Source organism: Streptomyces sp. NBC_00271 (genome assembly GCF_036178845.1).
Taxonomy (GTDB): Bacteria; Actinomycetota; Actinomycetes; order Streptomycetales; family Streptomycetaceae; genus Streptomyces.
Window position 1 is genome coordinate 1,550,035 of the sequence record NZ_CP108070.1, and the last position, 13,250, is coordinate 1,563,284.

A 13,250-nucleotide genomic window follows, 5' to 3' on the forward strand; every position below is an offset into this window, starting at 1 on the left:
AGCTGGTGAATTGCCATTCACCCAATGGGAGCCCCACTTCAGGGGGCGCTACCGGCGCGAGCGGGCCTGCGGCCCATCGTGATGTCACCGCCGAAGCTGTCGGCGGGCGCGACCCCCGCGGTTCGCGCCAGCTTGCGGGCGTGAGCCGCGCCACCCGCCACCGGCCCACCCGGGAAGATCATCGGCGGAACGTCCACCGGCCGGAGGAATTCCACCTTCCGGTCGATCACGGACACCCGCACAGCAAGATCATCTTCGTTCAACCTTGCACGACATTTACTTAATTGTCCTGATCGCGGCCAACCGACATTCGGCGATTTCTCCCACTCTCCGACGAACCGATAGGCATATCGGGTCATCGACCGAGCTTGATCGCAGGAGGTCTCCGCATGCCGGAACTCACCCGTCGCCGTGCCCTCGGGGCCGCGGCCGCCCTCGCCGCCGCGGCCGGCGCCCAGACCGTCGCCGTCGCCGTGGCCAGGGCCGCGGACACCGGACACCACGGCGGGCCCGAGGCCTTCGACGAGGTCTACCGGGGTCGCCGCATCACGGGCCGCGCCGCCGGCGGCGGCGGTCACCATCACGAACACGGCGCCGGGTACGCGGTGTTCATCGACGGGGTCGAGCTGCACGTGATGCAGAACGCCGACGGCAGCTGGATCAGCGTCGTCAGCCACTACGACCCGGTGCCCACCCCGCGCGCCGCCGCCCGCGCCGCGGTCGTGGAACTCCAGGGGGCACCGCTCGTCCCCCTCGGCATGCCCATGCCCCAGCAGTGACCCAGCCCCGTCAGCACACCGTGGAGTCCCGCACATGACCGTACGCAAGAACCAGGCGAACCTGACCGCCGACGAGAAGCGGCGTTTCGTCGACGCGCTCCTCCAGCTGAAGCGCAGTGGCCGGTACGACACCTTCGTCACCACGCACAACGCGTTCATCCTCGGTGACACGGACAACGGCGAACGGACGGGGCACCGTTCGCCCTCCTTCCTGCCCTGGCACCGCAGATTCCTGCTGGAGTTCGAGCGGGCCCTGCAGTCCGTGGACGCCTCCGTCGCCCTCCCGTACTGGGACTGGAGCACCGACCGTTCGCCCCGTTCCACCCTGTGGGCCCCCGACTTCCTCGGCGGCACCGGGCGCAGCCTGGACGGCCGGGTGATGGACGGCCCCTTCGCGGCCTCCGCGGGCAACTGGCCGATCAGCGTGCGCGTCGACGGCCGTACGTATCTGCGGCGTTCGCTCGGCAGCGGTGTCCGTGAGCTGCCGACCCGCGCGGAGGTGGACTCCGTGCTCGGCATGGCGACGTACGACATGGCGCCCTGGAACAGTTCCTCGGACGGTTTCCGCAATCACCTCGAAGGGTGGCGCGGCGTCAACCTCCACAATCGGGTGCACGTCTGGGTCGGCGGCCAGATGGCCACCGGTGTCTCCCCCAACGACCCCGTCTTCTGGCTGCACCACGCCTACATAGACAAGCTCTGGGCCGACTGGCAGCGCCGCCACCCCGCCTCCGGCTATCTGCCGCTCTCCGGCACCCCCGACGTCGTGGACCTCGGCGAGACCATGAAGCCGTGGAACGACGTGAAGCCGGCGGACCTGCTGGATCACACCGCGTTCTACACCTTCGACAGCGTCTGACCGCGCGTTCACAGGTCCGGCCCCGGTCGCCCCTCCTCCCCGGGAGGGGCGACCGGGGCCTCACGCCGCTCGTCTAGACGTCCTCCACCTGCCAGCCGTCCGCGTACCCGATCCGTACGTGCGGCGCGGTGGTGTCCGTCCCGTCCTGGTGCTGCAGGACGACGGGGCGCTCGGTGAGGACGACGGCGTCCTCCAGCGGCCACCAGGCGCCCACCTGGTACAAGGCCTCCTGCAAGGATTCCAGGGCGGGCGAGCCGGGCAGCCCGGCGGCGGCGAGCATGCAACGCCAGTGGATCAACTCCCCTGCGGCGGACCAGCTGTCCAGCCTGCCGCCGAACTCCTGCCGGAAGTAGATCTCCTCCCGGCTCGGCGGCGGTGGCGGGGTGATGACGTCCATGACGCGGACGGGCCGAACGATGTGCTCCGGCACCGGACCGTGGAGCCTGTCCTGAAGGCGGCGCCGCACCAGCCCGCCGAAGCGCCCCGGCGCGGGGTCCGTCGACCGGGAAAGGACACGGCTCATCTCCTCCTCCAGTTCGTAGGCACCGGACTCGCCGCGTTCCCAGTGCAGGCCGAGCGTGTCGTACAGGGGCTCGCCCAGGGCCCGTACCAGTCGTGTCCTCGCTTCGGAGGTGTCCCAGAAGGTGCCGGTCAACGGCCTTCTCGCGCGACCGGCCGGCAGCCGGCCGTCACCCGCCGCCGGGAGTTGCCCGCGCATCCGTTCCTCCGCCCGCCGCGCGAACTCCGGCGAGAGCCGCAGCGGCGGACCGGCGGCGAGGTCGGTGAACAGTGTCCCGTCGAGCCGGTCCTCGCACCCGTGACGCAGTGCCCAGGACGCCGGTGCGCCGCCCAGCGGGGAGTCCATCCATACGACGGTCCGCGGGACCGGCAGACCATGGGCACGGTACACGGCGGCGACCGAGGCCTCGGCCCTCGGCCGGTCGCAGGGCTCGGTACTCAGCCCCGCCCGCAGCCATCGGTCGGCTTCGGCCAGCACGCGGGCCTCGACGTCCGCGGTCAGCAGTTCTTCGTGCCCCATTTCGTCCCCATCCCCCATCCCTCATCCTTCATCCCCTATCCCCCCGTCCCCTATCCCCCGTCCCCCATCGCCCACCCGAATCCGTCGCTACCGTGTCACCGCGTGCAGATAGCCGTCCTCGCTGCCGACGTACACCACCCCGTCGGACACGGCGGGCGTGGAGTACACGGCCCCGCCGGTGGCGAACTTCCACCGCTGTTTGCCGGTCGGGCCGTTCACCGCGTACAGGTGGCGGTCGCCACCGCCGACGTACACCACCCCGTCGGAGACGGTCGGCGAGGAGAGCGTGCGTTTGCCGATGGGGAACTTCCATCGTCGCTTGCCGGTGGCGGCCTCCACCGCGTACAGGTTGCCGTCGGCACTTCCGGCGTAGACCACCCCGTCGGACACGGTCAGCGACGAGGACACGACACCTCCGACCGCTGTCTTCCATCGTTGCTCGCCCGTCACGGCGTCCACCGCGAGGAGGGTGCCGCCCTCGGAGCCGGCGTAGACCACTCCGTCGACCACGGCGGGCCGTGTGAACACGCTGGCGTCGGTGGTGGTCTTCCACCGCTGCTCACCGGTGGCCGCGTCCACCGCGAACAGGCTGTGGAAACTGCCGAAGTAGACCACCGCCTCTGCAACGGTCGGAGACGAGGACACCCCTCCGCCGGCGAAGAAGTGCCACTTTTCGCTGCCGTCGGCGATGTCCACGGCATGCAGGTTGCCGTTCTCACCGCCGGCATAGACGATCCCACCGACCTCGGTGGGCGACTGGGAACCGACGCTGCCGAGGTGGAACTTCCACTGTTCCTCGCCGGTGGCGCCGTCCAGTGCGTACAGGTTCTCGTCGACGCTGCTGAGGAGGACGGTCCCCCGGACGGCGACCGGTGACGAATACCCGACACCGGTTCTGGGGCGCTTCCAGCGCTGTTCGCCGGTGGAGGCGTCCACCGCGCACAGGTTGCGGCTGCTGCTGATGTACACCAGACCGTCCGCCACGGCCGGCGACGCGTACACCAGGCCGCCGACCTGGAACCGCCAGCGCTGCTCGCCGGGTCCTGCCTCGCGTCTTCGGGTGGCGGAGGACCTGTTGTCGTAGATGCTCCAGCCGCCGAACCCAAGACCCGCGACACCGGCGCTCATGCCGAGCAGGGCCCGTCGGCGCGACGGCCCCGCCGGGCCACCGGCGGCATCGACGGACGGCGGCCGGTCACCGTCGGGCCACTCCCCCGTCCGGGGCGGCGCCACCCACGCCGACGGTTCGGGCGAGCGCTGCGTGGCGGTACGGGTGTGCACGGCGGCGGCCACCGGCTCGGGCAGCCAACCAGCGTGCGACGGGGCGGAGTTGACGGCCGGTGCGCCGCCGGTCGCTCGGGCCAGCCGGTCCAGCCGGTCCAGCAACGTGGGCACGGTGGGCCGTCCGCCGGGCTCCTTGACGAGGCACTCCGCCACCAAGTCCCGTACGTCGGGCGGGAGTCGGCGCAGGTCGGGTTCCTCGTAGACGACACGGAAGCTCAGGGCGTGCGCCGAACCGGTCCCGAACGGCCCGGCCCCGGTGGCGGTGAAGGCCAGGACCGCGCCCAGGGAGAAGACATCGCTGGCCGGCCCGACCGGCTTGCCGGTCAGCTGCTCGGGAGACATGAACCCCGGCGTGCCCACCACCACGCCGGTGTGGGTCAGCGCGCTGGCCTCCCCGGTCACCGAGATCCCGAAGTCGATCACCCGCGGTCCGTCCGGAGCGAGCAGGATGTTCGACGGCTTGAGGTCCCGGTGGACCACCTCGGCCGCGTGGATCGCCTCCAGGGCCTCGGCAAGTCCCGCGCCGAGCGCCAGCACCGGGCCCTCGGGCCAGGGCCCGTGCGCCGCCACGGCATCGCCCAACGGGACCCCGGGCACGTACGCGGTCGCCAGCCACGCGGGCGACCCGTCCGGATCGGCGTCGACCACACCCGCGGTGAACACGCCGTTCACCCGTCGGGCCGCGGCGACCTCCCGGGCGAACCGGCGCCGGAAGTCACCCTCGTCCGCCAGTTCCGGGCGCACCACCTTGACCGCGACCGACCGCCCTCCCGGCGAACGCCCCAGGTAGACGCGCCCCATCCCGCCCGCACCGAGCCGCGCCACGATCCGGTAGCGCCCCACCTGGCGAGGGTCCCCCGCCTCCAGCGCCTCGAACGCCTCCACGCAACCCCCTGCAAGGCCCCACGCCCCGGCCGGTGCCGAAGATCCCACATCCTCCCCGACCCGCCCCGTCTTCGCACCGGTGTCCGCCACGCACTTCGGGGGCTGTCCGCCGAATGTTCGGCGGACAGCCCCCGAAGGAGACCGTGGCGGGGTGAGTGCTAGGCGTTGCTGGGCTCGGCCGTACGGCACTCGGGGTGCCCCCAGCCCTGGCCGTTCTTGGCGATGGACTCGCCCGCCGCGTAGGACCGGCCGCAGACGCAGCGGCCCGGGAACTTGGCCTTGATCGTGCGGGCCGACGTGCCCTGCCGGGGTGTCTTGGCGGAGGCGGTGGCCGTGGTGCGGCGGCGGCCGGCGGCGGAGGGGGCCGGGGTGTCGGGGGACGGCGGGGGTTCCGGGGAGCCCAGGTCGCTGCCGGCGGGCTGCTGGACGATGGCGGCCTGGCTCGCGGCGCGGTCGGCGAAGTCGTTCAGCCGGTCGCCGTCGGCCTGGTGGGCCGGGACATAACGGAACTCCACGGTGCGGCCGTCGAGGAGTTCGTCGATGCGCGCGACCAGCTCCTGGTTGGCGACCGGCTTTCCGGAGGCCGTCTTCCAGCCCTTGCGCTTCCAGCCGGGCAGCCAGGTCGTGACGGCCTTCATCGCGTACTGGGAGTCCATTCGGATCTCCAGCGGGACGTCCGGCGCGATCGCCGTCAACAGGCGCTCCAGCGCGGTGAGTTCGGCGACGTTGTTCGTCGCCGTGCCCAGCGCTCCCGCCTCCCAGCGGGTCGGCGTCTCCGCGCCGTCGGCCACGACCCACGCCCATCCGGCCGGTCCCGGGTTTCCCTTCGAAGCCCCGTCACAGGCGGCCACCACACGTTCAAGCATGTCCCCGATCATGCCACGGTCCGGCGGCGGCTCCCCGCACGGGCCGGAGGACGCTCTCCCGCATCCGGGGGCTGGTGCCGAGCAGCCGCAGACCCAGCAGCGTCGCCGTGTGCAGGACGTACTTGCCGTCACGGTGGCTGGCCACCAGTCCCCCGTCGCGCAGCACGCCGATCTGGTAGCTGGCGCTGGGCAGCGCGATCCCCACGGCCTCGGCCACCTCGGAGGTGGTGCGGGCACTCTGCCCGGCCACCTCGGTCAGTACGGCGGCCCTGGTGCGGCCGAGCAGGCGCTCGACCCCGCCGTCCGTACCGGCCGCGACGGCGAGCGGCGTCTTCGCCACCGGGTACACGAGCACGGGATCCAGACCGGGGTCCGCCAGCGCGGTCGGTCTGCGCCAGCAGAAATAGGAGGGCACCAGGAGAAGTCCGCGGCCCTCCAGATACAGGTCGCGCTGGACGGGATAGTCCACTTCGAGCACCGGGGCACTCCAGCGCGCGACCGGGCGCAGGCTCTCCAGCAGTGCCTGGGTGCCGCCGTCGAGGAGGGCTCGGGCGCGCACCCCGACATCGTTGCCAACCGCCGTACGGATGTGCGGCCAGTGCGGTTCCAGGAGACCGCGGAAGTAGATGCCCAGGGAGCTCGCCAGCACCTTGAGCGCGTCGTTGCCCGGTCTGCCCAGCGAGGCGGCCCAGCTCGGGACCGGGCGCGACTCGGCCAGCCGCGACAGTTCGCGGACCATTTGCACACGCGGTGTGCGCAGCAGTTGGTCGAGTCCGGCGGAAAGACCGCCGCCGGTGACCGGCGGGGTGAGGAAGTCCGGAATATATCCGGTGGCGGGGATCAGGGCGCGCAATGGGCGCAGCGCGCGGCCCAGGTTCGAGTCGCCGGAGAATCGTTGCCGCGCCGAGCGACGCCAATGTCCAAATTCCAGCGGTCCCTGGCCGGTTTCCAGACGGCAGACACTGCACATCAGTTCCCACAGGGGATCAGGCTGCCGGGCCACTCGAATGTTCTGCAGGTCGTCCGAAGTGAAGTGAATGCGGAGCATGAGGTCTCTTTCGCTCGCAATCCTTGTGGGGGGTTCGGCCGTTCGAACGTGCCGCAACCACAAGAGGGGACGAGTACCGCATGCGCATGGTTGCCCCGGAGGCAAAAGGCCCGGTCCGCCCCGGAGGAATTCCGCCATTCCCCGGGGGGCCGGCCCGTGGGGGATCCATGGTCCGTTCAGGAGACCTCGGTCGCCTTGGGCATCGCGCCCTCGGTCGTCTTGACGTCGATCACGGAGAACGCCGCGCCCTGCGGGTCGCTCAGCGCGGCGAAGCGGCCGAACGGGCTGCTCATCGGCCCGAAGCGGAGAATCGCGCCCCGTTCGGTGGCCTTCGCGACCGCGCCGTCGCAGTCCTCGACGGTGAAGTACACGTTGAAGTACGACGGGACCTCGGGCGGGAAGTCGTCCGTCATCCGCATCCGGCCGAGGACCGGATCCTCGCCGAGGTCGTACAGCCGGAAGTCGACGGCGTCGTCGTCCAGCTGCTTCATGCGGTACCCGAAGACGGCCGAGAAGAAGGTGTCCGACTTCTCGGGCTCACGGGTGAAGACCTCGGCCCAGCAGTACGCGCCGGGCACGCCCCGCGCCTCGAAGCCCTCGTGCCGGCCGGGCTGCCAGACGCCGAAGACGACCCCGCTCGGGTCCCGGGCGATCGCCATCGTGCCGAAGTCGCCGACCTGCATCGGTTCCATCAGCACCTCGCCGCCGTCGGCCCGGATCTTCTGGGCGGTGGCGGCGGCGTCGGGCGACGCGAGGTACAGACACCAGGCGGACTGGCCCTCCTGGCCGGGCATCGGCGGGACGACGGCGGCCACCGCCTTGCCGTTCGCGTAGGCCTGGGTGTAGTTGCCGTACTCCGAGGACGACTCGCCGAACGTCCAGCCGAGCACGTCACCGTAGAAACTCTTCGCTCCCTCGACGTCGCTGAACATCGCGTCCGCCCAGCAGGGCGTTCCCTCGGGCTGTACGGCCATGGCGTTCCACTCTTCCCGGTTCGTTACGGTTCATTTCGTTATGGTTCATTCCGGTTTCACGCTAGCCAGCCTCCGTCCGGGCCGCGCGCCGAGCGGGACGCCCTGGACGACACTGGAGAGAGGGCTCGGGTGGTCGTCGACGGGACGGGGACACGGGATGATGCACGCGTGGGAAGTGGCCCGGCCCGGGCCCATCGAGGGAGAACCGCTGCGTTTCGTCGAGCGGCCGATCCCGGTGCCGGGGGCCGACGAGCTGCTCGTCCATGTGCGCGCGTGCGGGGTGTGCCGCACCGACCTGCACGTCAGCGAGGGAGACCTGCCGGTGCGCCGGCCCCGGGTGACACCCGGCCACGAGGTCGTCGGCGTGGTCGCGGCGACGGGTGAGGACGTGCGCGACCACGTGGTCGGCGACCGGGTGGGCGTCGCCTGGCTGCGCCGTACGGACGGCACGTGCGGGTACTGCGCGCGCGGGTCCGAGAACCTCTGCCCGGCCTCCGAGTACACGGGCTGGGACGCCGACGGCGGCTACGCGGAGTACACGACCGTCCCGGCGGCCTTCGCCTACCGGCTGCCCGGCGAGGTGGACGACGTCGCGCTGGCGCCGCTGCTGTGCGCGGGCATCATCGGCTACCGCGCGCTGCTGCGGGCCGCGCTGCCGGACGCCGGGCGGCTCGGCCTGTACGGGTTCGGCGGCAGCGCCCATCTGTGCGCGCAGCTGGCCCTCGCACAGGGCGCCACCGTGCACGTACTGACACGCGACCCGGCCGCGCGGCGGCTCGCGCTGGAACTCGGGGCCGCGTCCGCCCGGGGCGCGTACGACGAGCCGCCCGAGCCGCTGGACAGCGCGATCCTGTTCGCTCCGGTCGGCGACCTGGTCCCGGTCGCGTTGCGGGCCCTCGACCGGGGCGGGATCCTGTCGGTCGCCGGGATCCATCTGAGCGACACCCCGCCGCTGCACTACGAGAGCGACCTGTTCTACGAGAAGGAGCTGCGCAGCGTCACCTCCAACACCCGCCGGGACGGGCGGGACTTCCTGGCGCTGGCGGCCCGCCACGGCGTACGTGCCACGACGCACGCCTACCCGCTGTCCGAGGCGCAGCGGGCCCTGCGGGACCTCAAGGCCGGCCGTTTCGACGGGGCGGCCGTGCTGGTGAACGACTTTCCGGCGCGCACCTGAGCATGCGCGCCCGCGACGCGCGTGCGTGGATGGAACCAGACGTGTGTGCGACGGTGGAGGTGGCATGACGGGCCGAGGCGGTGACGACCTTACGGGGGCAGGGGCGTCGTTCGCCGCGATGGAGGACGCCGTCGAGTCGATCGGCACCACCCTGGACGAGCGGACCACCTGCGAGGAGCTCGCGGAGTTCGTGTGCCGGGAGGTCTGCGACGCCGCCGCGGTGGATCTGCTGCCCACGGACGTCCCGGCCGCACAGCACTCGCACGAGCCGAACCTGACCCGTGTCGCCACGAGTGGCCGGACCGAGTTGCTCACCCCGTGGACCGCGCAGGGCGCCCGCCCGCTGTCCGTCCAGGCGCTCGACGAGGGGCTTCCGATCACGGCGTCGCTCGACCTGTCCGGCACGGCCCCCCGGGAGGTCATGACGGTGCCGCTGCTGGCACACGGCCACCTGTTCGGAGTGCTGCTGGCCGTCCGGCAGGGGCGGGCCTTCAGCGACCGGGGAACCGCCGTCACGCACTACGCGGCACGGCTCGCGGCCGTCCACCTCGGCCACTCACGGCAGCACGACACCGTACGCGACACCGTGCTCTCCCTGCAGCGGGCGCTGCTGTCCGAACCGGGCCGCCCGCATCCCAACCTCGACCTCGCCACCCGCTATCTGCCGTCCGGCAGCAGCGTCCTGGTGGGCGGGGACTGGTTCGAGACCGTACGGCTGCACTTCGGGCGCACCCTGCTGGTGGTGGGCGACGTCATGGGGCACGGGCTGGACGCCGCGGTGGACATGAACGCGTACCGCTCGATGCTGCGCTACGTCGCCTCGACCGATCTGCCGCCGCATCGCGTGCTGCGCCGCCTGGACGCGGCCGTGTCCGAGGACAGCGCCCGGCGTCCGGCGACCGCTCTGCTCGTCCAGGTCGACCCGGCCCGGGGCACGGCCATGCTGGCCAGCGCCGGGCATCTGCCACCGGTCGTGTTCGCCGAGGACGGCACCGGGGAACTCCTGCAGCTGGCGGTCGGGCCGCCGCTGGGCACTGGCGTGGGCGGCTACGAGGCGGTCTCGCGCGCGCTCGCTCCCGAGGACACCCTGATGATGTTCACCGACGGTCTGGTGGAGCGGCGCGGCGAGGACATCGACGCCTCGCTCGCCCGGCTGGCCGGGCTGCGGCTGCCTCCCGGGACCGGTGTCGAAGCGGCCCTCGACCGGGTCCTCGCAGGGCTCGACGCCCGGCACGCGGAGGACGACGTGGCGCTGCTGGCAGCCCGCATCCGCCATCGTCCCCCGGTCTGAGACCCGACGCCGCCATGACCGACGTACGTCTTCCCCCTGCTGCCCCGCTGTGCTTGCCTGGGGACCCCTTTCGGCGGGCGAGGCGGGAGTTGCTTCATGCGGAGGCCGTGGATCGTGGGGGTGCTGTTGGCCGGGCTGCTGCTCGGCGCGTGCGGGGATCCCGCGTCGGGGCCGGAACAGCCGCCGCCGGATCCCGCGTTGCCCACGGCCGCTCCGTCACCGACCACGACCACCCGCCAGCGCCCCGCCGCCTCACCCACGGCTCCCACTGCTCCCACGGCAGCTGACGCGGCGGCGAAGGCGCCCACCGTTCTCTACCTCGGGGACTCGCTCGCCATGGAGAGCCAGAAGGTGCTCGGACAGTCGCTCCGGGAGCAGGTGAACGCCCGTTACACGAGCGCCCCCTACTCCGGCACCACCCTCTGCGACTACCTGGAGGGGACCGGGGAGCGATCCCTCGTACCGCCCACGGACAAGGCCGCCGCGCTGGTGCGCTCGCTGCGTCCGGACTTCGTGGTGCTCCAGTTCTGGGGGAACTCCTGGGGCTACACGCCCTGCATGGACGGCATCACGTACGACAAGGAACCAGCCACGTACTTCAAGCGGTACGAGGCGGACATGAAGCGGCTGACGGAACAGATCGCGGACGCGGGCGGCGGGCGACGACCCCGGATCGTCTGGGTGTCGCAGGGTCCGGACCCGATCACCCCGGAGCGGATCCGGACCGTGAACGCGCTCTACGCGGCACGGGCCGCGGCCTCCCACGACCTGGTCGCCGACGCCGGGAGGACGGTGAGCCCGGCGACGGCCCGCTACACGTGGGCGCAGTACCTGCCGTGCACCGCGTACGAGCACGACCATGCGTCGTACTGCACCGAACCGGGCCGCGACCGCACCGCCCTGCACCGCGACGACGACTATCTGCACTTCTGCCTGGCACCGACCACGTCCACACCGAAGCCCTGCCCCGTCCGCTCCCCCGGCATCGCGCGGATCACCCGCGAGATCACCCGGGTGATAGCCGACCACGTCGGCTGACGGTCCTCACGGCTGCCCCGCCAGGGTCTTGTGGCGGGGTCGGTCGGGGTGCGGCGGCAGGTGTTCCTCGGAGCGCAGCGGTGGTCCGTGGTGAACGGTTGGACGGTTGGACGGTCCGGGAGTCCGGCGACGGCCAGTTCGTGGAGGCGGTCGGCGAGCATGCGGTCGCTGATGCCGGGCACGCGCTCGCGCACCTCGCCGAATCCGGCGGGGCCCTGGGCGAGAGCGGCGAGGACCAGGCCGTTCCAGCGCTTGCCGAGCAGGGCGAAGGCGCGGGTCAGGGCGTGGAGGTCGCGGAGGGTTCGGAGTCCTGGGGGTCCTGGGGGTCCGTTTGAGCGGATGGGTTCGTCATGGCGCGCTTCAGCGGCGGGAGGAGCGTGCCCGCCCCGCGGCCACGTGCCGCGGGGCGGGCCCGGTCTTCCCTGCCTGTCCGTCGTGGTGATGCCGGGGGTGGGCGTCAGCCCATGTGGATCGGGGCGGCGCCTTGGGTGTGCTGCTGCCTGCCCGCGTTGATGGCGAACCCGGTGACGAGCAGACCGGCCAGGAACATGGCCGCGGCGGCGACGAAGGCCATCATGTAGCCGTGGGTCACCGCGTCCCCCGCCTTCGCCACCAGGGCGAAGTCCTTGGTGGCCAGGCCCCGGTAGAGGGAGCCGGCCGCCTCGGGCAGCTTGTCGTCGGCCGCGGAGGTGGAGATCGTCGACAGGATGGCGAGGCCGAGCGCGCCGCCGATCTGCTGGGCGGTGTTGAGCAGTGCGGAGGCGACGCCGGTGTCCTGGTGGGAGACGCCGCTGACCGCGCCGAGTGTCATCGGGACGAAGCTCATGCCCAGGCCCAGGGCGGTCACGAACATTGCCGGCATCAGATGCGCGGTGTAGGAGGAGTCCGGCTCCAGGGTGGCGAACCAGAGCATGCCCACGGCCGCGACCAGCAGGCCGGGGCCGGCGATCAGGCGCGGTGCGAGGTGCGTGACCAGCTTGGAGCTGATGCCCGCGGCCATCGCCATGCCGAAGCTGAACGGCAGGTAGGCGATGCCGGTCCTGACGGGGCTGTAGCCGAGGATCAGCTGCATGTAGAGGGTCAGGAAGTAGAACGTGGCGAACATGCCCGCGCCGATGAACAGCATGGTGGCGTAACTGCCCGACCGGGTGCGGTCCTTGAAGAGGCGCAGCGGCATCATCGGGTCGGCGGTGCGGGCCTGGAGGTACAGGAACGCGGCCAGGAGTACGGCCGCGGCGGCGAAGGAGACGAGGGTGACGCCGCCCGTCCAGCCATGCTCGCCGCCCCGGGTGATGCCGTAGACCAGGGCGATCAGGCCACCGGTGCCGGTGATCGCGCCGGGGACGTCGAGGCGGCCGGGGTGGCGCTCCGCCTCGACCAGGCTGCGGGTGCCCGCCAGGACGGCCAGTCCGATGGGGATGTTGACGAAGAACACCCAGCGCCAGTCCAGGACGTCGGTGAGTGTGCCGCCGAGCAGCAGGCCGACGGTGGCGCCGACGCCGCCCATCGCCGCGTACACGCCCATCGCGGTGTTGCGCGACCTTCCGGCCGGGAACGTCGTGGTGATCAGTGCCAGGGCGCTGGGTGCGGCGAGTGCGGCTCCGACGCCCTGCAGGACGCGCGCGCCGATCAACAGGCTCTCGTTGGGGGCCAGTCCGCCCAGCAGGGAGGCGAGGGTGAAGACGGCTGTGCCGACCTGGAACATCTTCCGCCGGCCGAAGAGGTCACCCGCCTTCCCGCCGAGCAGGAGCAGGCCGCCGAAGGCCAGCGCGTAGGAGTTGACGATCCAGGCGAGGTTCGCGTCGGACACGCCCAGGTCGGTCTGGATGGCGGGCAGGGCGATGTTCGTGATCGTGGCGTCCAGGACGACCATCAACTGGGCCGCGGCGATCACGAAAAGAGCCAGGCCGAGATGTCGGCCTCCGGACGAGGAGCCGGACGTATCCGGCCCCGCGGGGGCAACAGCGGTCACGCTCTCAGCAGACATGAATCGAGTACTCCAGGGAGTGC

12 protein-coding genes and 1 pseudogene are annotated in these 13,250 nt (G+C 71.9%); 5 read left to right on the forward strand and 8 right to left on the reverse strand.

Features of this window, described 5'->3' with window-relative positions:
• Nucleotides 1-38 precede the first annotated feature (38 nt).
• Nucleotides 39-359 carry a hypothetical protein gene (locus OG798_RS07440; protein ID WP_328756655.1) on the reverse strand — a complete coding sequence of 107 codons (321 nt, stop codon included), beginning with the start codon at nt 357-359 and terminating at the stop codon, nt 39-41.
• 30 nt (nt 360-389) lie between these two features.
• Between OG798_RS07440 and melC1 the strand changes: the two genes are divergently transcribed.
• Nucleotides 390-779: an apotyrosinase chaperone MelC1 gene (gene melC1 / locus OG798_RS07445; RefSeq protein ID WP_267060718.1), complete on the forward strand. Its 390-nt coding sequence runs from the start codon at nt 390-392 to the stop codon at nt 777-779.
• Nucleotides 780-813: 34 nt separating this feature from the next.
• Entirely contained in the window at nt 814-1,638 is an 825-nt protein-coding gene (melC2, locus tag OG798_RS07450; protein WP_095856510.1) for a tyrosinase MelC2, read from the forward strand.
• Between the two features lie 73 nt (nt 1,639-1,711).
• Here the strand turns inward: melC2 and OG798_RS07455 are convergent, their stop codons facing one another.
• From OG798_RS07455 to OG798_RS07475, 5 genes are all read right to left on the reverse strand, one after another.
• Entirely contained in the window at nt 1,712-2,695 is a 984-nt protein-coding gene (locus OG798_RS07455) for a hypothetical protein (RefSeq protein WP_328756656.1), read from the reverse strand.
• A 69-nt stretch (nt 2,696-2,764) separates the two neighbouring features.
• On the reverse strand, nt 2,765-4,846 hold the full coding sequence (locus OG798_RS07460; RefSeq protein ID WP_328756657.1) for an outer membrane protein assembly factor BamB family protein: 2,082 nt from the start codon (nt 4,844-4,846) through the stop codon (nt 2,765-2,767).
• A gap of 158 nt (nt 4,847-5,004) precedes the next feature.
• Nucleotides 5,005-5,724, reverse strand: coding sequence for a ribonuclease H family protein (locus OG798_RS07465; protein ID WP_121417374.1), 720 nt, complete (start codon nt 5,722-5,724; stop codon nt 5,005-5,007).
• Nucleotides 5,705-6,760 carry an ArsR/SmtB family transcription factor gene (locus tag OG798_RS07470; RefSeq protein ID WP_107424641.1) on the reverse strand — a complete coding sequence of 352 codons (1,056 nt, stop codon included), beginning with the start codon at nt 6,758-6,760 and terminating at the stop codon, nt 5,705-5,707. The genes OG798_RS07465 and OG798_RS07470 overlap by 20 nt, the downstream gene beginning before the upstream one ends.
• Nucleotides 6,761-6,936: 176 nt before the next feature.
• Nucleotides 6,937-7,734, reverse strand: a complete 798-nt coding sequence (locus OG798_RS07475) for a VOC family protein (protein WP_095856506.1) — start codon at nt 7,732-7,734, stop codon at nt 6,937-6,939.
• Nucleotides 7,735-7,894: 160 nt separating this feature from the next.
• Between OG798_RS07475 and OG798_RS07480 the strand changes: the two genes are divergently transcribed.
• The 3 genes from OG798_RS07480 (at nt 7,895) to OG798_RS07490 (ending at nt 11,240) form a co-directional block, all read left to right on the forward strand.
• Entirely contained in the window at nt 7,895-8,911 is a 1,017-nt protein-coding gene (locus OG798_RS07480; protein WP_095858318.1) for a zinc-binding alcohol dehydrogenase family protein, read from the forward strand.
• Nucleotides 8,912-8,975: 64 nt separating this feature from the next.
• Nucleotides 8,976-10,202, forward strand: a complete 1,227-nt coding sequence (locus OG798_RS07485) for a PP2C family protein-serine/threonine phosphatase (RefSeq protein ID WP_328756658.1) — start codon at nt 8,976-8,978, stop codon at nt 10,200-10,202.
• A 96-nt stretch (nt 10,203-10,298) separates the two neighbouring features.
• Nucleotides 10,299-11,240 (forward strand): hypothetical protein, encoded by a 942-nt coding sequence (locus OG798_RS07490; protein ID WP_097226788.1) that lies wholly within the window; start codon nt 10,299-10,301, stop codon nt 11,238-11,240.
• 164 nt (nt 11,241-11,404) lie between these two features.
• On the opposite strand, the pseudogene OG798_RS07495 reads toward OG798_RS07490, so the two are convergent.
• Together OG798_RS07495 and OG798_RS07500 are read right to left on the reverse strand one after the other, a co-directional pair.
• Nucleotides 11,405-11,701 (reverse strand): annotated as a pseudogene (locus OG798_RS07495) (winged helix-turn-helix transcriptional regulator); the annotation flags it as partial.
• Complete coding sequence (locus tag OG798_RS07500) at nt 11,698-13,227, reverse strand: MFS transporter (protein WP_443053719.1); 1,530 nt, start codon at nt 13,225-13,227, stop codon at nt 11,698-11,700. The pseudogene OG798_RS07495 and the gene OG798_RS07500, both read right to left, overlap by 4 nt.
• Nucleotides 13,228-13,250 lie beyond the last annotated feature (23 nt).